An 18,359-nucleotide genomic window follows, 5' to 3' on the forward strand; every position below is an offset into this window, starting at 1 on the left:
TTTCCCTGGTTTTCATACGTAGTGGTCCGACCACCTGAGTGGTTAGACTGCGGCGCACCCGGCAACAGGAGGACATGGCGTGGACGAGAGCCTGCCCCAGGGGACGACGACGGCCCCGCAGAAGGGGACCGTGACGCAGCGCGCCATCGACCAGATCAAGGCGATGATCGGCGAGGGCCGTCTGGAGCCGGGCGCGCGGCTGCCCACCGAGCGGGATCTGGCGTCACAGCTGGGCATCTCGCGCAGCTCGATGCGCGAGGCGATCCGGGCCCTCACGGTCCTGGGCGTCCTGGAGGCCCGGCACGGGTCCGGGATCTACGTCACGCAGTTGGAGGCCGGGGACCTGCTGGAGACCTTCGGCGTGGTCGCGGACCTCTCCCGGGGGCCGGGGCTGGTCGAACTCCTCGAGGTGCGGCGCATCCTGGAGTCGACGGCGACGGCGCTCGCGGCCGCACGGATCACCGCCGACCAACTGGCCGAGGTCGAGAAGCACTTGACGGCCATGAACGCGACGGACGACCCGGAGGAGATCCTCTCCCACGACCTGGCGTTCCACCGCGCCATCGGGGTCGCCGCGGGCAACGACACGATGGCGGCCATCCTGGAGGGGCTCTCCTCGCGCACGTTTCGCGCCCGGGTCTGGCGCGGTTATCAGGAGGAGGGGGCGTTCGAGCGCACGCGGCGGGAGCATGCGGCTATCCATCGTGCGCTGGTCGCCCGCGATCCTGAGGCCGCGCGGGCCGCTGCGGCGGCGCATGTGGGTGAGGTTGAGCAATGGCTTCGGACCCAGCTCCAGCCTTGAGGGCTGGAACCGGGTCCGAAGTCGGGTCGGGGGCATCTGCGGGCCGGTGGGGGCTTGTCGCGCAGTTCCCCGCGCCCCTGAAAGACGGGGCTGCGCCCCTGTCTTTCGCCTTTAGGGGCGCGGGGAACTGCACGAGCAACCACAGCGCACCCGCAGCCCAAAAGGAACCTCAGGCCCTCTTCAGCCTCAGCGTCACCAGCTCGAACGGGCGGAGTTTCAGGGTGAGCCGGCTGCCGTCCCGCTCCGGGGCGACTGCGTCGGCCAGGGGCCGTTCCAGGAGGTCCGTGACCGTGACCGTCTCGACCTCGAAGCCCGCCGTGAGGGTGGCCCGGCTGCGGCCGCCGCGGGACTCGTGGAAGCGGACGATCACGTCGCCGCTGCCGTCGTCGGCGAGCTTCACCGCGGTGACCACGACCGCGTCCTGGGCAACGGCCACCAGGGGCGCGACCTCCGAGGCCCCGCCCACGACCTTCCGCTCGGGCAGGTTGATCCGCCAGCCCTCGCGCACCGCGTCGCCGATCGCGGCACCGGGTACCAGTGCGTGCCGGAAGCGGTGGACGCCCTGGTCGGTCTCGGGGTCGGGGAAGCGCGGGGCGCGCAGCAGAGAGACGCGGACCGTGGTGGTCGTACCACCGTCGTCGCGCACCGCACGCGTCACGTCATGGCCGTACGTGGAGTCGTTGACGACCGCGACACCCCAGCCGGGCTCCTCCATGTGGACGAACCGGTGGTTGCAGGCCTCGAACTTGGCGGACTCCCAGGACGTGTTGGTGTGCGTCGGCCGGAAGAAGTGCCCGAACTGCGTCTCGGACGCATACCGCTCGGCGTGCACGTCGAGCGGGAAGGCCAGCTTCAGGAACTTCTCCGTCTCGTGCCAGTCGACCTCGGTGTCGATGTCGAGCCGCCACTCCCCCGGCGCGAGCGACAGCACCTGAGTGACCTTCGACGCCCCGAAGGTCCGTACGATCCGGACCGAGACGCCGTCGTCACCGGGGGCGACCTCGTCGGCGTCGACCAGGTCGGTGACCGTGTTCCGGTAGAACTCGTCGACGTCCCAGGCGTCCCACATGTTGGGGAAGTCGGGGTGGATCTGGAGCAGGTTGGCCGCCTTGCCGGGCGCGAGGGTCTCGCGGTCCGCGGCGAGGTCGAACGCGGAGACCACGAGGCCGCGCTCGTCGATCTCGATCCGCAGCCGTCCGTTGTCGATCACATAGCCGCCGTCCGTGCGCGGCACGAGTGTGCACTCGCCGCCGACGGCCGGGGTCCGCGCTCCGCCGGCGGGCACCCCGTCGCGGATGTGCGGCGCCGAGTTGAAGGCGAGCGCGGTCGTGCCGTCACCGGCCAGCGCGCGCTGGGCGGAGTCGATGATGCCGTTCAGCTCCTCGGCAACGGCCTCGTACGTCCTACGGGCCTCGCGGTGCACCCAGGCGATGGACGAGCCGGGCAGGATGTCGTGGAACTGGTGGAGCAGCACCGTCTTCCAGAGGCGGTCCAACTCCTCGTACGGGTAGGTGAACTTGGTCCGGACGGCCGCGGTCGCCGCCCACAGCTCGGCCTCGCGCAGAAGGTGCTCGCTGCGTCGGTTGCCCTGCTTGGTCCTGGCCTGGCTGGTGAGCGTGGCGCGGTGCAGCTCCAGGTACAACTCGCCCACCCAGACAGGGGCGTTGGGGTACTCGGCCTCCGCCTTCTCGAAGAACTTCTCCGGGGTCTCCCAGACCACGGTGGCCGAGCCTTCGAGGTCCCGGAGCCGGGCCGCCTTGGCGACCATCTCGCGGGTCGTGCCACCACCGCCGTCGCCCCAGCCGGTCGGCGCGAGGGAGTGCCGGGCGGCGCCCTTGTCCTTGAAGTTCTTCGCCGCGTGGGCGATCTCGCTGCCCTTCATGGAGCAGTTGTACGTGTCCACGGGCGGGAAGTGCGTGAAGATCCGCGTGCCGTCGATGCCCTCCCACTGGAAGGTGTGGTGCGGGAACTTGTTGGTCTGGGACCACGAGATCTTCTGTGTGAGCAGCCACTTGGAGCCCGCCGCCTTGATGATCTGCGGCAGTCCGGCGGCGAAGCCGAAGGTGTCGGGTAGCCACGCCTCCTCGTTCTCGACGCCGAACTCGTCGAGGAAGAACCGTTTACCGTGCACGAACTGACGGGCCATCGCCTCCGAGCCCGGCATATTGGTGTCCGACTCGACCCACATTCCGCCGGCCGGCACGAACCGCCCGTCGGCGACGGCCTTCTTCACCTTCGCCCACACCTCGGGCCGGTGCTCCTTCACCCAGGCCCACTGCTGGGCCTGCGACATGGCGAAGACGAAGTCCGGCTCGTCCTCGATCAGGGCGGTCATGTTGGAGGTGGTCCTGGCGACCTTGCGTACGGTCTCGCGCAGCGGCCACAGCCATGCCGAGTCGATGTGGGCGTGGCCGACCGCGCTGATGCGGTGGGCGGAGGGGACGGCGGGCGCGGACAGCACCCCTTCGAGGTGCGTGCGGGCCGCGGCCGCCGTGCCGCCCACGTTCTGCAGGTCGACGGCGTCGAGGGACTTCTCCACGGCCCGGAGGATGTCCCAGCGGCGGGCGGACTCCACCGGCAGCTCGGCCATCAGCTCGCCGAGCACCTCCAGGTCGATGACCAGCTGCCACACCGTCTCGTCGAGGACGGCGAGGTCCATGCGCTCCAGCTTGTACTGCGGTTCGCTGCCGGCCGTCTCCTTGTCGCCCAACTGCGTGGGCCGGAAGGGGTGGTAGTCGAGGATGACGGGGTTGGACGCGGCCTCGACGTGCAGCCGCACCTCCTCGCCACCCTCGACGGGGGCGCCGATCCGCACCCACTGGTTGCGCGGGTTCAGGCCCTTCACCGGTGTGCCGTCGGGCCGGTAGACGAGGCCCTCGCACTGGAAGCCCGGCATGTTCTCGTCGAAGCCGAGGTCGAGGATCGCCTCGACGGTCCTGCCGGCCCACTCCTGGGGCACGGTCCCGGTCACCCGGAACCAGCTCGTGCCCCACGGAGCACCCCACCGCGCGCCCGCCTCGATCGGTTCGACCGGGGCGGACAGCCCTTCGTCGACCGGCACGGGCTCGCCGGGCGCGTGCCACACCGCCACTTCCAGTGGTACCGACTCGGGGTACACGGCGGGTCGTATGCGCTCGTCGAGCACACGCTTGAGGCGGGCTTCGACCAGGCTGCGGTCGTCATGCATGTGAGGTGCTCCGTAACTCCGTTGTGCGGGTTGCTGCTCGGTGTCGGTGGTCAACACCGGCTTTCGATGGTGACCACCTGGTCGGCGGTCACCAGGTGTGTGTGACGGTAGCGGGGGCCGACGCGGTGTAAAGCTCCCCCACGGCCCGCAGTTCGAACCTCGCCGTGGACTCACCGCCCTCGGGTGTCAATCCGCCGACGAAGAAGGCCCGCTGGGCGGTGCCGCCGAGGAAGCGCCGGGTGCCGTCGGGCAGGACCCGGTGCAGCGTGTAGTGGCGTACGTCACCGGGGACGGCCCGCCACGCGAAGCGCAGGTCGCCTCCCGAGGCGCCGGTGATGCTCAGGTCGGCCGGGACGGACGGGCTCTGGGCGGCCTGGTTCCGTACGGCTATTCCGCCGAGCCGCCACTTCACGGCGCCGCCGGACCCGGTGAGCCGGACCCCGAGGCCGTGCACAGTGCCGCCGGCCGGCAGACCGGTCAGCCGTACGGTCGAGGTCCCCCAGCCGCTGCCTACGGTGACCGGGAAGTACGTGTACGCGTACGGCTGGCCCGCGCCCGACGGTTCGGCGGTGGCGACGGCCAGCTCGACCGTCGCACTCCCCGAGTCGAGGCGGTGGGTCAGTTCGACGACCGTGTCCTCGCCGATCGGGAGCCTGGTCGCGTACAGGTCGAGGGTGGCGGGCGCGTCGAGGGCGCCGGTGACCAGGACGCTGCTGCCCCCGCTCCAGGCGTCGGCGAAGTCGAAGGTGACGGCGGGGCGCGCGCCCGTCGTGCGCACGACCCAGCGCCGGGACGGCAGCCGGTCCTGGAGGCCGAGGTGGTTCCAGGCGGCGGTCGAGGTGACCTGGCCGTCCTCGTACCAGCGCAGTCCGTGCCCGGTGTTGAAGGTGCTCGCGAAGGGGACCGAGGTCACCGTCGAGCGGTCGGCGACGGACACGGCGGGGGCCCGCCAGGTGTCGGTGGCGTCGGGCTTCGCCGGATCGAGCGAGCGTCCGGTCCAGAAGCGGTCGTCGGCGGCGTGGAAGTCGCCCGGGGTGCGCCCGGCGGGCAGGTGGTTGCGGGTCCACTCGGGCCGGTAGAAGCCCACCGAGACGACGTGCGCCGAGCCGCTGGGCACCATGGCGTCCCAGTTCACGGAGCGGTTCCAGCCGTTGGCCTCCACATCGACACCCGCCCACAACTCGTAGCGGCTGCGGCCGAGTTGCTGGGCCGTCGTGCCCGAGGAGGCAAGGCTGCTCGACGACCAGCGGAAGTCGACGAACATGGAGTCGGCGGCCTGGAAGAACACCCTGTTCTGGTTGTTGAGCGCGCCCTGCCAGCTCACCGAGCCGCTCACGGTCATGGAGTCGTACCAGGTGACGCGCAGCCCCTTCGCCGCGCTGAGCGTCTTCAGCTCGGTGAGGAAGCCGAGCATGTCGGTGGCGAGGGCGGCGTTCCCGCCGCTGGTCTCGGCGTTGACGAACCAGCCGTCGAACCCGTACGCCTCGGCGACCGCGACGAGCTGGGCGGCGAGCGGATAGTGCCCGGCCGCGTCCTTCTGCACCAGGTCCCGGGTCCACTGCAGCTGTCCGCCGTACGCGACGGGCGGCAGGAAGATGTTGCCGAGGACGGGCACGCCGTGCCGGTGGGCGGCGTCCACGATCGGCGCGTTCGGGGCCAGGATCAGGCCCTCGCCGGAGGAGCCGCCCCAGAAGACCAGCTCGTCGACGTACGACCAGTGGGTGAGGGCGTAGTAGTCGGCGTTGGCCGCGCCCTGCGAGGGGTTGCTCGCGGTCGGGCCGAAGGAGACCAGGGACTGGATACGGGCCTGGCCCGAGCGGGCCGTCGTGTTCGCCGGTGTCGGGGTGAAGCGGTCGGCGAGCGGCACGGACGCCGCGTTGAACGCCAGGTCGGTGTCGTCGGCGGCGCGCCAGGCCTTCAGGCTGCGCCAGGTGATGCCCGCGCCCGGGGAGCCCGAGGGGAACGAGTCCGGGTACCAGTAGGACGCGTACGGCTGGAGTGCCGCGGCGGCCTTCGGCCCGGCGGTGGCGGGTGCGGCCGGGAGCAGGGCTGCCGCGGCTCCGGTGCCGGCGGCGAGCAGGACGGTGCGTCTGGTGGGGTTCACGAGCAAGTGCCTCCTTGTGGGAGTTCTTGTGGGGGACTACGGAACCTGATCGGGAGTGACGATTTCGGTGATGCCGCGGGCGGCGAGGTGTTCCTCGTCGTCCGCGCGTGAGGCGAGCACGGTGGCAGGGCGGGCGCCGTCGGCGGTGAGCCGGAAGAACGCCTCGAAGACGGGTCCGCCGGGCGCGCAGAGCGAGCGGTCGGCGGGGCTGTCGGGGACTACGAGCGCGGTGGTGCGGGTCTTGGGGGCGTACGTGTGCTCGCGCGCCGAGCCGGCCATGCGCGCGAGCGCCCGTGCACTGTCCTTGGGGCGGCGGTCGTTGGTCAACAGGCCCAGCCCGTATTCGAGTTCGGGGAAGTCGGCGAGGTCGCGGGACACGTCGTGGGAGCACCACCAGGTGATGCCCCACAGATCGGTGCAGTCGAGCGCGTTCGCGACGGTCGCCTCGGTGAAGGCGGCGGCGTGTTCGGCGGGGACCAGCGGTGCCGGGGCGCCGACCTCCTGGAGCCAGACCGGGCGGGACGGGTCGTCGGCCCAGGCCTTGGACAGCTCGATCAGATAGGCGGCGTGGTGTTCGGTCGCGACTCCGGTACGTCCGTGCCGCTGGGCCGTGCCGTTGAAGACCCACGAGTGCACGGCGGTCACCGCGCCGCGCCGGGCGGCCTGGGCCGGGGTGAACGGCATGTCGTCCTGGTACCAGGCCGCGTCGTACTCCGCGTGCAGATGCAGCTTGCCCGGCGCGCCCTTCTCGCAGGCGGTGAGCATCCGCTCCAGCCAGGCGTCGATCTGGGCCGGCTCCGCGCGGTCGGGGTCCGGATGGGGGCCCGCCGAGAACTGGTTGACCTCGTTGCCGACCGTCATACCGATGAAGTTGGGCCGGTCCGCGAGCGCCGCCGCGAGGGTCCGCAGGTACTCCGCCTGCCCCTCGACCACCTCGGGGTCGGTGAAGAGACTGCGCCGGTGCCAGGTCTGCGTCCACGAGGGCAGGAAGTCGAAGCTGGACAAGTGCCCTTGCAGACCGTCGACGTTGACGTCGAGTCCGCGCTCGGCGGCCGCGTCCGCGAGGTCGACGAGCTGCTCGACGGCCCGCGGACGGATCAGCGAACGGTTCGGCTGGAAGTAGGGCCAGATCGGGAAGACCCGGATGTGGTCCAGGCCGAGTGCGGCGATGGAGTCGAGGTCGGCCCGTACGGAGTCGAGGTCGAAGTCCAGCCAGTGGTGGAACCACCCTTCACTCGGGGTGTAGTTGACGCCGAAGCGCACGACAGAAGGCGGCATGCAGGAGTCCTGGTTCTGGGGTGCGTACGTGGGGGTGTGGGGGACTTGCGGGCGGCTCAGCCCGGGGTCGGTGTGGACGGCTGAGCCCGTGGTGTGGGCGGGCGAGCCGGTGGTTGCCGGGGGGGCTCAGCCCTTGACCGCGCCCTCGCCGACCCCGCGGAAGAAGTACCGCTGGAGGCAGGCGAAGAGGGCGATCAGCGGTGCCACTGCGATGATCGTGCCCGCGGCGACGAGCCGTTCGTCGTTGGCGAAGGTGCCGTGCAGATAGTTGAGGCCGATGGTCAGGGTGAACTTGTCCGGGTCGCTGAGCACGATGAGCGGCCACAGGAAGTCGTCCCAGGCGCCCATGAAGGCGAAGATCGCGACGACGGCGAGGGTGCCCTTCACCGAGGGCAGGGCGATCCGCAGGAACCGCTGCCAGACGTTCGCCCCGTCCACGTAGGCCGCCTCCTCGATCTCGTAGGGGAGGTTGAGGAAGGCGTTGCGCATCAGCAGGACGTTCATCGCGCCGATGCAGCCGGGCAGGACGACCCCGATGAGGGTGTTGTTCAGACCGAGCTCACGCATCGTCGTGAACTGGGCGATGATGATGCCCTCCACGGGCACCAGCATCGCGAGGATGAACACGAGCGTGGTCACCTTGCGTCCGCGGTAGCGCAGTCGGGCGAGCGCGTAACCCGCGAGTGCCGAACCGACGCAGTTCGTCACGACGTTGGCGGTGGCGACCTTCAGCGAGTTGAACGCGTAGTCCCATACGGGGATGGTCTCGGCGACCCGCTCGTAGTTGTGCAGGGTCGGTTCGCTCGGCAGGAACTTGGGCGGCGAGCTGAAGATGTCCTCGGTCGGGCCCTTCAGCGAGGTGGACAGCTGCCACACGAACGGCCCGACGGTGAGCGCGAGGACGGCGATCAACAGCAGGTAGCGCAGGGCGAGTTCCCACACCCGGACGCTTCGGCCGTGCTCGTCGGTGACGCGCTTGCGGCGGGGCGCCGCCTCCACGGCGGCCGGTTCCTCGCGCACCTTCTCGGCGATGCTCACGCGTCCTCCTTCCGGTCGGCGCGCAGCACGAGCAGCATCAGCGCGACGGTGACGACGAAGACGACGACCGAGATGGCGGAGGCATAGCCGACCCGGCCGGTCAGGCCGGTGCCGGTGCGCTGCACGAGCATCACGAGCGTGGTGTCCTCGCCCGCGGGCCCGCCGTCCGGGCCGGCCATCAGGTAGACCTCGGAGAACACCTTGAAGGCGGCGACCGAGGAGAGCGCGCCGACCAGCACCATGGTGGAGCGGACGGCGGGCACGGTGACCGTGAGGAAGCGGCGGATCGCGCCCGCGCCGTCCACCGACGCGGCCTCGTGCAGCTCGCGCGGCACGTTGGCGAGCGCGGCCAGATAAATGATCATGTAGTAGCCGAGCCCCTTCCAGACCGTGACGGCCATGGCGCTCAGCAGGAGCAGCCACTGGTCGCTGAGGAAGCCGATCCTGCCGACGCCGATCGTCTCCAACAGCGAGTTCACCAGGCCGCGTTCGTCGAGCAGCCACACCCAGATGAGTCCCACCACGACGATGGACGCGACGACCGGGGTGTAGAAGGCCGACCGGAAGAAGGCGATGCCGGGGATGTTCTTCTGGACCAGGAGCGCGAGCAGCAGGGGCAGCAGGACGAGCGCGGGGACCACCCCGAGGACGTACAGCGTGCTGTTGCGCAGGCCGATCCAGAACATCTCGTCGTGCAGCAGCTCCCGGAAGTTGGCCAGGCCCACGAACTCGCCGGGGATAAGGGTCCGGCGGTCGGTGAAGGCGTTGACCAGCGTCGAGACGAAGGGGTACAGGATGAAGATGCCGACGACCAGCAGCCCCGGGGCGGCGAACAGCCAGGGACTGGTGGGCAGTTGGCGCCGCACCCGTACGGCCCCGGAAGAAGCGGCACGGGGAGCGGCGGTGCCGGAGGAAGCGGTACTGGAAGAACTCGCCATGTCGGTCAACCCTGCTGCTGGAGCAGCCGGTCGCACGCCTTGACAGCGTTGTCGAGCGCTTCCTCGGGGCTCACCTTGCCCTGCAGCGCCTTGGCGACGGAGTTCCGCAGCTCGGTCTTCATCTGCTCGCTGAACAGAACCGGCGTGTAGTTGACCGCGTTCTTCAGGGACTTGGCGGCGGCGATCCGGACGCGGGTCTCGTCCGTGCCGTCCTCCTTCGTGAAGTACGGGTCGTCCAGCGAACCGGCGGTGCTCGGGAAGATCGCGACCTTCTTGGCGAACGACATCTGGTTCTGCGCGTCGGTGACGTAGTGCGCGAAGGCGACCGCGGCGGGGGTCCGCTTGGTCTGGGCGTTGACCATCACACCCATCACGTACATGTTGACCTTGCCGGTGCTGGTGATCTGGTCGGTGATGCCGATGTTCTTGTAGAGGTTCGGCGCCTGCTTCTTGAAGTTGCCGAGGTCCAGGGCGCTGCCCGGGTTCATGGCGACGGCCCCGGTCAGGAACTTCTTGCCGGACGACTCGGGGGTCGCGGTCAGCGCCTGCGAGTCGAGCGCCTTGGCGTCGTACAACTCCTTGTACTTGGTGAGGAGTTCCACCCCCTTGGCGTCGTTGAACGCGAAGGCGGTGCCCTCCTTGTTCATCAGCTCGACGCCGTAGCGGCCGAAGTCCTCGATGGTGGGCACGTTCGCGAGGGTGGCGACCTTGCCGTCGCTCTTGTCCGCCAGCTCCAGTGCGTCGTCGAACAGTTCGTCGTACGTCTTCGGAGGCTTCGAGGCGTCCAGGCCGGCCTCCTTGAACAGCGACTTGTTGTAGAAGAGCGGGCCGGTGTTCAGATACCAGGGGAAGGCGTACGTGCCCTCCATGCCCGGTATCTCGTGGCTCGCCCAGGCGCCCGGCAGGTACTCCTTCTTGTACTTCGCGGCGGACTTGTCGAGGTCGAGCGCGAGGCCCGCCTTGGCGAGCGGGGCGACCAGGTCCGGCGAGACGTTCACGACGTCGGGCAGGGTGCCGCCGGCCGCGTCCGCGCTGATCTTGTCGGCGTAACCCTCGGCGGGTTGGTCGACCCACTTCACCTTCGTGCCGGGGTACTTCTTCTCGAAGTCGGCGATCAGGCCCTCGAAGTACGGCTTGAAGTTGGCCCTCAGGTTCCAGGTCTGGAAGGTGATGTCGCCCTCGACCTTGCCGGAGGCGTCCGTGGAACCGCCCTCGTCACCTCCCGAGCCGCAGGCGCTGAGCGGCAGGGCTAGGGCGACGACAGCGGCGGCGAGTGCTCTGCGAGGCATGCGCACGGTGACTGGGCTCCTTTGCGACGGAGTGGGTCGGAGGTGACGGGCAGACCTTGCATCCATCGCGGTGGGGAAGTCAATGGATTCCACCTTGCTAAATTCATTAGCTGGAGATAAGACCAGGTCATGAGCTTGCGGGTCGCCTCTTGCAACCGATCACTAATGCGCTTTAGAGTGACCTGACTCAAGCGCATTAGTGCGGAGCTCCATTGAGCAGGGCTTCATTGAGCAGGGCTTCATGAAATGGGGAGCAAGGTTGCCAGCCAAGCGGTCTCCCGCGCGCCGGCCGACGATGAAGGACATCGCGCAGCGTGCCGGGGTCTCCGAGAGCGCGGTCTCCTTCGCGCTCAACGACCGGCCGGGGGTCTCCGAGATCACCCGGGACCGGGTGCGCCGGGTCGCCGAGCAACTGGGCTGGCGGCCCAGCACGGCGGCGCGCCAACTGTCCGGCGAGGGCGCGGCGACGGTCGGCCTCGTCCTGGCCAGGCCCGCGGACACCCTGGGCGTGGACTCGTTCTTCCTGCAGCTCATCTCCGGCATCCAGGAGGTCCTGGCGGAGCGTCATCTCGGCCTGCTCTTCCAGGTGGTCGAGGACGTCGACGACGAGTGCGCGGTGTACCGGCGCTGGTGGGCGGAGCACCGCGTGGACGGGGTGCTGGTCGTCGACCCGCGGACGGACGACGCACGCCCGGACCTGCTGGACGAGCTGGGACTGCCCGCGGTGGTCATCGGCGGGGCGCCGGACGCGCGGCACCCGGGTCTGTCCACCGTCTGGGCGGACGACGCGGGCGCGATGGCCGCCGTCGTGGACGAGCTGTCCGCGCTGGGGCACCGCCGGATCGTGCACATCGCGGGCCTGCCGGGCCTCGCGCACACCGAGCGCCGCATCCGTACGCTGCGCGCCGAGGCCGATCGGCGCGGGCTCGCGGAGGTGCGCTCGGTGACCACGGACTACTCGGACGCGGAGGGGGCCGCCGTCACGCGCCGGGTCCTGCAAGGCGGGGTTCTTGAGGGCGAGGTTCTGGCGGGCGGCATTGTGGAGGGCGGTTCGCGGCCGACCGCGCTGATCTACGACAACGACGTGATGGCCGTCGCCGGAGTCGCCGCGGCGACGGAGCTGGGCTTCTCGGTGCCGGGCGACGTCTCGGTCGTCGCCTGGGAGGACTCGGCGCTGTGCCGCATGGTCAAGCCGTGGCTGTCGGCGCTGTCCCGCGACACGGTGGAGTTCGGGCGCACCGCCGCGAAGGAGTTGACGTCACTGCTGGACGGGGGGCCTGCGCGGGCGGTGCGGGTGCCTGTGCCGCGGTTGATCTCTCGGGAGAGTACGGGGCCCTGCGGGGCTTGAGCGGCAAGGTTGGGGGCGGTGGTGTTTCGTCTGCGGGACAGTGGGGGCTGGTCGCGCAGTTCCCCGCGCCCCTGAAAGGGCGCGCCCTGCTGAACGAGCGCGCCCTCACCTGTGGGAATCAGATTCGCGAGCGGTATAGGGCGAACTGGGCCAGGACCGGTGGTCGGCGTGACTGGGTTACTCGTACCCGCCAGTGCCTTGCCCGTACGGGGGTCGGCAGGAGCAGGATGCGGCTCGCGCCGAGTGTGCCCGCTTCGGCGACTCGCGTCCAGGCGCCGCCGGACTGGGTCTCGACCACGAAGCCCTCCACCTGTTGCCCGTGCCGGATGTCCTCGGCGAGGCGGATGCGGTTCACCTCGCGGGCTCGGCCGAGGTCGACCGTGATTGTGCCCGGGGACGTGGTGACCCGGGCGCCGTGGGCCAGGTCCTCCGGCAGTTCGCGGTCGATTCGTTCGCGGAACTCCCGTAGGCGGGTGACGTCGGCGGCCGGGAGGAGGCCTTGCTTGTCCGGCGGGATGTTGAGCAGGAGTACCGAGTTGCGGCCCACCGAGCCGAAGTAGATGTCCGTCAACTGCTGCACGGACTTGGGCTGTTGGTCGGCGTGGTAGAACCAGCCGTCCCTGATGGAGACGTCGGCCTCGGCCGGCCACCACTGCAGGTAGTCGGCCACGGGCTGGGCGGCGACCAGGGCGTCCCGGCCTCCCATGTCGGGCGCTTCGTACGAGAGCGCGAAGTCCATGCGCCCGTTGTCCTTCTCCTGGACGGGGACGACACTCCACTCGTTCTCGCGGGCGAACCCGCCCTCGTTGCCGACCCAGCGCACGTCGGGTCCCGACACGGCGACCGTGGCGTCCGGCACGAGCGTCCGGATCAGCGTGTACCAGCTGTCCCAGTCGTACTTCTCGACCTTGTCCGGGGGGATGCGGCCCTGGGCACCGTCGAACCAGACCTCGTCGACGGGCCCGTACTCGGTGAGGACCTCGTAGAGCTGGTCGAGCATATGGGCGCCGTAGTCGGTGGCCGGGAGCGTGAAGGTGGGCCCGTCCGGGCGGTCGTCCCCCGGGACGCGGGTGGGGATGGTGCGCTCGGAGCGGGCGCTGCCGTTGGCGTACACGCCGTGCAGGTACTGGTTCTCGTCGGCCGGTGAGATGTAGACGCCGACCTTGAGGCCGTGGCGCCGCATCGAGTCGGCGAACGAGCGCAGGACGTCGCCCTGTCCGCCCTGCCAACTGCTCGACGCCACCGAGTGGTTGGTGTACCGGGACTGGTAGAGCACGAAGCCGTCGTGGTGCTTGACGGTGAGGATGGCCAGCTTGAAGCCGCCGTCGCGCAGGGCTCGGGCCCACTGGTCGGTGTCGAGGCCGACCGGCTGGAAGACGTCGGGGTCCTCGTCCCCGGTGCCCCATTCGAGGCCGGTGAAGGTGTTCACGCCGAAGTGCAGGAAGGCGGTGCGTTCGAGGGCCTGCCAGGCGATCTGCCGTTGCGTGGGCCGGACTTGGGAGGCCTTGCGGACCAGTTCCTCCGGGGTGTCGTCGGGGCTGACGGGGATTCGGTACCACGGCTCTTCGGCCGAGGCGGAGGCCGAGGCGGAAGCGGAAGCCGTGGAGGCGGATGCGGAAGGCGCGAGGGCCAGGGACGTACCGCTCGACGCCACGAGCGAGGCGGCGGCCGTGACGAAGAGACGTCTGGAGACTGCCATGCGGGTCGGACTCCTCAGGTCAGCGGGTCAACGGGGGTACGAGCTACGGCTCTACGGGTCATCCGGCGGTCAACTGCCATACGGCAGGCGGCTGTTGGTCCGGCGGGTACTGCACGAGGCGACCGTCGTCGGTCACGTGCACTGCCATCTGGGTGATCGCGTTGACGAGCCGGTAGCCGTCCTGCGCGGGCGCCAACTGCCAGCGCTGCAGGGTGTTCGCGGGGTCGCAGGTCCCCCGGGACACCTCGACACCGGGCTGGAGCGGCACATTGAGGGTGAGCTTGCCGCCGCGTACTTCGAGACAGCCGTTCGCGGTCTTCAAGGTCACGTAACCGTCCGGGGTGCGCTTCACCTCGGCCATCATGGTCGCGCTCCCCGCGCGGAAGGTGTACGTCCCGTCCGCGACCGGCACGCGGGTGAGGTCCCGCCATCCGGGCGCGTGGTCCACGGCCGCCGCGCGAGCGGTGAACTGCGCGTAGGTGGCGTCCGGGTGAGGGCTGCCCCACGTGGCCTGCGCGACGTGCCGCAGTGCCGGATCCGTGTCGACCGCGACCTCGTTCTCGGTCTCGCCGCGCCCGTTGTCGGGCCAGAGGCTGATCTTCGCCCCGGTGATGCCCGCGCGTGAGGCGAGCTTCTCGCCCTCGAAGCTGCGCGGGTCCCAACTCTGGTCGTACAGCCCCTTGGTGTCCGAGTGGAAGCCGCCGCGCACGAGATAGAGAGCGTAGGCCGCGTTCATCAACGGGTAGCCCTGGTCCCGGAGTTGGCTGGGCTTCGTCGCCACGTTCAGCCAGTGCTCGACCGTCGTCCCGGCCGTGACGGGCACGGTGTTGGCGCCGGTGAGACCGTCGTTCCAGATGCGCAGTTTCTTGCCCTTGCCCGCCGCGTAGGCGTGGACACGGTTGACGAAGTCGATGAACGCGTCCTGGGGCGTGGCGTTCGCGCCGTACTTCGCCCTGGCGTACTCCAGGACCTGCGGGTACTTGGCGAAGTCCGAGCCGAGCATGTACTCGTCGGCGCCCATGTGCCACGAGCCGGCCTTGAAGACCTCCGCGTACTCGTCCATCAGGCTCGTGTAGTAGGCGAAGGCCTCGGGGCGCGTGATGTCGAGCCGGGACGGCTGCTTGTTGCCGTCGGAGTCGGTGAGCTGGAGATCCGGGCGGTTCTCGATCCACGGGTCCATGTGCCCTGGGGAGTTGATCTCCGGAATGATCGTGACGTGGTACTTCTCGCCGAGGGCGACGAGGCGTCGTATCTCGTCCTTGGTGTAGTAGCCCCAGGTGTTGGCCTCGGGGTGCGCGTCGCTCTTCACCTTCAGTTCGAGCAGCAGCTGGTTGAGCTTGTTGTACGCCATGTCGCGTACGAGGTTCTCGAGCCAGGCCGTGGTGATGTGGATGTAGCAGGCGCAGACGCCGACGCCGCGCTCCTCGTACTGCGGCACGTCGACCGTGCGTCCGGCGGGCAACCGGTCGCCCTGGGCCAGGAGTTGGAGGATGGTCCGGGTGCCGTAGAAGACGCCGGTCTCGGTGGCGCCCGTCACCGACAGGCGTTTGCCCGCGCGGAGTTCGTACCCCTCCTTGCCGAGCGCTGCCCTGGCCGGCGCGACGTCGACAACGATGTCCCCCGTCCGTGCTTCCCCGCCTACGACGGGGACGCTCCCGTGGCCCGCCGCGCGCAGGTCGTCGGCGAGGGTGTCGGCGACGCGGCGCTCGGCCTTGCCGTCCGCCACGAGACGCGTGCCGCGGCCGTAGACGTACTGTCCTGATTCCGGCGCCCAGTCGGACAGCGCGGGAACGGTGACCGGGGTCGCCGGGACCGCCTTCTCAACCCCTCCGGCCGCCTGGGCCGCCGGGACCGGGGCCGCGAGCAGCAGCAGTGCCGCCACGACGCCGACCAGCCGGGACCGTCTTGGATACGTACTCCTGGCATCCGTACGCACGGGCACCTCCCAATCATCGGAGGTGTGATAATTGGGCTGGCTTCAGGGCCTGTCAATGGGGTCTGAAGTCAGCCAAGTTGACCCAGTGGTCGGATGACCTGCCACTCCGCGCGAACAGTGCGACAACCTCGGCGCGAAAAGTCCAAGAGGACCGGAGCGAATGTCCAAGCGCGGTGACTCTCGACGGAATGCCCCGCGCCGGGGCACAGTGCTCCTCGTAACTCACTCGTACTCACCGGTAATCACACGCCCCCGAGGAGCCACCGTGACCAGCTGGGCCGGCCGGACCGCCGCCGAGATCGCCGCCGCCGTACGCGAGAAGCGGGTCACGCCGCGCGAGGTCGTGGCCGAGCACCTCGCCCGGATCGAGCTGCTCGACGCCCGCGTGGGTGCCTTCCGCACCCTGCGCGCGACGGCGGCGCTCGCCGAGGCGGACGAGGTGGCGGCCCGCGCCGACCTGGCCGAACTGCCCCTCGCGGGCGTGCCGGTGGCGGTCAAGGACAATCTGGCGGTACGCGGCGAGTCCACCCGCAACGGCACCGCCGCGAGCCCGGACACTCCGGCCGACGAGGACCATGTCACCGTGGCGCGGCTGCGCGCGGCGGGCGCGGTCGTGGTGGGGCTGACGAACTGCCCGGAACTCTGCGTCTTCGGCACCACGGAGGGCGTGCACGGCACGGCCCGCAATCCGTGGGACACCACGCGCACTGCGGGCGGCTCGTCCGGCGGCAGCGCCGCCGCGGTCGCCGCCGGCATGGTGCCCATCGCGCTCGGCAACGACGGCATGGGGTCACTGCGCATACCCGCCGCCAACTGTGGCCTGGTCGGGCTGAAGCCGGGTCACGGTGTCGTCCCGGCGGGCATCGGCCACGGTGACTGGTTCGGGATGTCCGAGAACGGGCCACTGGCGACGACGGTCGAGGACGCGCGGCTGATGTTCTCGGTCCTGGCCGGGACGGAGACCGGGACGGAAAGCACGACGGGGGCCGAGGCCGCGACCGGCGTCGTACGGGCCGGGGATCCCGTCACCCGGACGGTCGCCGTCTCCGTGCGGAGTCCTCTGATGGGGGTTACCGTCAGCCGGCCCTACGCCGACGCGGCCCGTGCGGCGGGCGAGTTGCTGGCGGGAGCGGGGCATCGGGTTCGGCGGGCGGATCCGCCGTATCCCGTGTGGCTGGGGACGACCTCGCTCGCGCACTGGACCGCGGGGACGGCGGTGGACGCGGAGGGGCTCGATCCGCGGCGGCTGGCTCGGCGGACTCGGGTGCACGCTGCCCTGGGGCGGCGGTTTGTGGGGTCGGTGCGGGGTGGGGTGCGGCGGGAGCAGTTGCGGGAGCGGTTCGAGCCGTTCTTCGCGGAGCACGAGGTGCTGCTCACGCCCGCGCTTGCTCGGCGGGGGCCCGCCGCTGCGGAGTGGCATCGGCGGGGGTGGCTGCGGAATGTGTTGGTCAACACGAACTATTCGCCGTTGACGCCGCCGTGGAATCTGACGGGGTGGCCGGCCATGGCTGTGCCGTTCGGGACACTGGCGTCGGGGATGCCGGGTGCTGTCCAGCTGGTGGGGCGGCCCGGGAGTGAGGCGGTGTTGTTGGAGTTGGCGGGGCAGTTGGAGGAGTTGCGGCCTTGGACGCGGACGGCTCCGCTGGGGGGTTCGGGGGAAGGGTTGTAGGTCGGCTGCGGGCGCGTGGGGGCTGGTCGCGCAGTTCCCCGCTCCCCTGAAAGATGGGGTTGCCCGTGGCCCTTGCGAGAAAGGCGCTGCCTGCGACCCCGAAAGACGGCAGACGCACCCGAAGGCCGGAGGATCCCCGGCCCCGGGATCACGTCCCCTGAGCCGTCAGAGGGCCCGGTGCATCACGTGCAAGCCCACTCTGCCCTTGGTCGGGTGGGCGTAGGCGTCCGGGATCGTGCCCACGATGGTGAAGCCCAGGGAGAGCCAGAGGTTGACGGCGGGGTTGGTTTCGACGACGGCGTTGAAGACCATCGCCCGGTAGCGGTCGGCCTTGGCCGTTTCCAGGACGTGATTGGCCAGGGCCCGGCCGATGCCCCGGCCCGAGTGGTCCGGGTCGACCATGAAGCCGGCGTTGGCGATGCGGTCGGCGGGGCCGCCGTAGTTGGGCGTGACGTAGGCGGAGCCGACCACGGCTCCGGTGGCGTCCTCGGCGACGTACACGCGCTTGCCCGGGGCCATCCACAGGGCGCGGGCGTCCTCTTCGGACGTGTCCGGGTCCCAGGCGTAGGTCTCGGCGGCGGCGACGATGCGGTGCCAGAAAGGCCAGATCCGCGGCCAGTCACTGGCCGCGGCTTCTCTGATCAGCATGGACGTGAGTCTGGCACGCCCATGCCGATCAGCGATCGTGCGGGTCCTGCAGTCCTGCCGTGGACCTCGGCGGTCAGTCCACGCTGGGCAGGATGTGAGGCTCGGCGAGGTCGTCCTCGTAGCCCGCCAGGCGGATGGGTGCGGACCTGGCCCAGACGTCCAGACTGCCGAGCTTCTCCGCCCGGCCTGCGTGCTCCGTACGTTCCTTGGGACCCTGATCGAGATTCGTCTTCTCCGGTGTCACCGCGCACTCCTTATGTGTCGGTCACCCTCGGGGCGTGCAGGACCACTCTGCTACCGGTCGCCTGACGCCCGCTCGGGTCTGAGTAGAGGCCGTTCGGACGCGGTGGCGCCGGTCAACTCGTATGAGAGCAGGCCGTGGTGACCGGCTTGTCCCGGGACGGACCGTGGGTGTGGGTGGGA

At 70.1% G+C, this 18,359-nt stretch carries 13 protein-coding genes; 3 read left to right on the forward strand and 10 right to left on the reverse strand.

Annotated elements, in window-relative coordinates; all coding sequences use genetic code 11:
• Positions 1-79 precede the first annotated feature (79 nt).
• Positions 80-802, forward strand: a complete 723-nt coding sequence (locus QF035_RS08385) for a FadR/GntR family transcriptional regulator (protein WP_307519324.1) — start codon at positions 80-82, stop codon at positions 800-802.
• Between the two features lie 169 nt (positions 803-971).
• Here QF035_RS08385 and QF035_RS08390 read toward each other — a convergent pair whose 3' ends face one another.
• From QF035_RS08390 to QF035_RS08415, 6 genes are all read right to left on the reverse strand, one after another.
• On the reverse strand, positions 972-3,989 hold the full coding sequence (locus tag QF035_RS08390; protein WP_307519325.1) for an alpha-mannosidase: 3,018 nt from the start codon (positions 3,987-3,989) through the stop codon (positions 972-974).
• 88 nt (positions 3,990-4,077) lie between these two features.
• Positions 4,078-6,093 carry an endo-beta-N-acetylglucosaminidase gene (locus QF035_RS08395; protein ID WP_307519326.1) on the reverse strand — a complete coding sequence of 672 codons (2,016 nt, stop codon included), beginning with the start codon at positions 6,091-6,093 and terminating at the stop codon, positions 4,078-4,080.
• A 36-nt stretch (positions 6,094-6,129) separates the two neighbouring features.
• Positions 6,130-7,356 carry a glycoside hydrolase 5 family protein gene (locus QF035_RS08400; RefSeq protein ID WP_373466934.1) on the reverse strand — a complete coding sequence of 409 codons (1,227 nt, stop codon included), beginning with the start codon at positions 7,354-7,356 and terminating at the stop codon, positions 6,130-6,132.
• Between the two features lie 141 nt (positions 7,357-7,497).
• Positions 7,498-8,409: a carbohydrate ABC transporter permease gene (locus tag QF035_RS08405; protein WP_373466617.1), complete on the reverse strand. Its 912-nt coding sequence runs from the start codon at positions 8,407-8,409 to the stop codon at positions 7,498-7,500.
• Positions 8,406-9,347, reverse strand: a complete 942-nt coding sequence (locus tag QF035_RS08410) for a carbohydrate ABC transporter permease (RefSeq protein ID WP_307519328.1) — start codon at positions 9,345-9,347, stop codon at positions 8,406-8,408. Before QF035_RS08410 ends, QF035_RS08405 begins: the two co-directional genes overlap by 4 nt.
• A gap of 5 nt (positions 9,348-9,352) precedes the next feature.
• Positions 9,353-10,636: an ABC transporter substrate-binding protein gene (locus QF035_RS08415; RefSeq protein ID WP_307530973.1), complete on the reverse strand. Its 1,284-nt coding sequence runs from the start codon at positions 10,634-10,636 to the stop codon at positions 9,353-9,355.
• Between the two features lie 259 nt (positions 10,637-10,895).
• Here QF035_RS08415 and QF035_RS08420 point away from each other — a divergent pair, with 259 nt between their 5' ends.
• Positions 10,896-11,984: a LacI family DNA-binding transcriptional regulator gene (locus QF035_RS08420; protein WP_307519330.1), complete on the forward strand. Its 1,089-nt coding sequence runs from the start codon at positions 10,896-10,898 to the stop codon at positions 11,982-11,984.
• A gap of 118 nt (positions 11,985-12,102) precedes the next feature.
• Here the strand turns inward: QF035_RS08420 and QF035_RS08425 are convergent, their stop codons facing one another.
• Both QF035_RS08425 and QF035_RS08430 read right to left on the reverse strand, forming a co-directional pair.
• Positions 12,103-13,683 (reverse strand): alpha-L-fucosidase, encoded by a 1,581-nt coding sequence (locus tag QF035_RS08425; RefSeq protein WP_307519332.1) that lies wholly within the window; start codon positions 13,681-13,683, stop codon positions 12,103-12,105.
• 58 nt (positions 13,684-13,741) lie between these two features.
• A complete protein-coding gene (locus QF035_RS08430; protein WP_307519333.1) occupies positions 13,742-15,619 on the reverse strand; it encodes a family 20 glycosylhydrolase in 1,878 nt (625 codons plus the stop codon).
• A gap of 265 nt (positions 15,620-15,884) precedes the next feature.
• Between QF035_RS08430 and QF035_RS08435 the strand changes: the two genes are divergently transcribed.
• Positions 15,885-17,288: an amidase gene (locus tag QF035_RS08435; RefSeq protein WP_307519335.1), complete on the forward strand. Its 1,404-nt coding sequence runs from the start codon at positions 15,885-15,887 to the stop codon at positions 17,286-17,288.
• A 165-nt stretch (positions 17,289-17,453) separates the two neighbouring features.
• Here the strand turns inward: QF035_RS08435 and QF035_RS08440 are convergent, their stop codons facing one another.
• Together QF035_RS08440 and QF035_RS08445 are read right to left on the reverse strand one after the other, a co-directional pair.
• Positions 17,454-17,936, reverse strand: a complete 483-nt coding sequence (locus QF035_RS08440) for a GNAT family N-acetyltransferase (protein WP_307519336.1) — start codon at positions 17,934-17,936, stop codon at positions 17,454-17,456.
• Positions 17,937-18,009: 73 nt separating this feature from the next.
• Positions 18,010-18,180 (reverse strand): hypothetical protein, encoded by a 171-nt coding sequence (locus tag QF035_RS08445; protein WP_189839336.1) that lies wholly within the window; start codon positions 18,178-18,180, stop codon positions 18,010-18,012.
• Positions 18,181-18,359: the final 179 nt, after the last annotated feature.

Source organism: Streptomyces umbrinus (genome assembly GCF_030817415.1).
GTDB classification, from domain to species: Bacteria; Actinomycetota; Actinomycetes; order Streptomycetales; family Streptomycetaceae; genus Streptomyces; species Streptomyces umbrinus_A.

Bases quoted from the DNA above. Each gene is read 5' to 3' on its own strand.
- QF035_RS08390 (WP_307519325.1), bottom strand. From the start codon at position 3,989: ATGCATGACGACCGCAGCCTGGTCGAAGCCCGCCTCAAGCGTGTGCTC.
- QF035_RS08410 (WP_307519328.1), bottom strand. From the start codon at position 9,347: ATGGCGAGTTCTTCCAGTACCGCTTCCTCCGGCACCGCCGCTCCCCGT.
- QF035_RS08415 (WP_307530973.1), bottom strand. From the start codon at position 10,636: ATGCCTCGCAGAGCACTCGCCGCCGCTGTCGTCGCCCTAGCCCTGCCG.
- QF035_RS08425 (WP_307519332.1), bottom strand. From the start codon at position 13,683: ATGGCAGTCTCCAGACGTCTCTTCGTCACGGCCGCCGCCTCGCTCGTG.
- QF035_RS08440 (WP_307519336.1), bottom strand. From the start codon at position 17,936: ATGCTGATCAGAGAAGCCGCGGCCAGTGACTGGCCGCGGATCTGGCCT.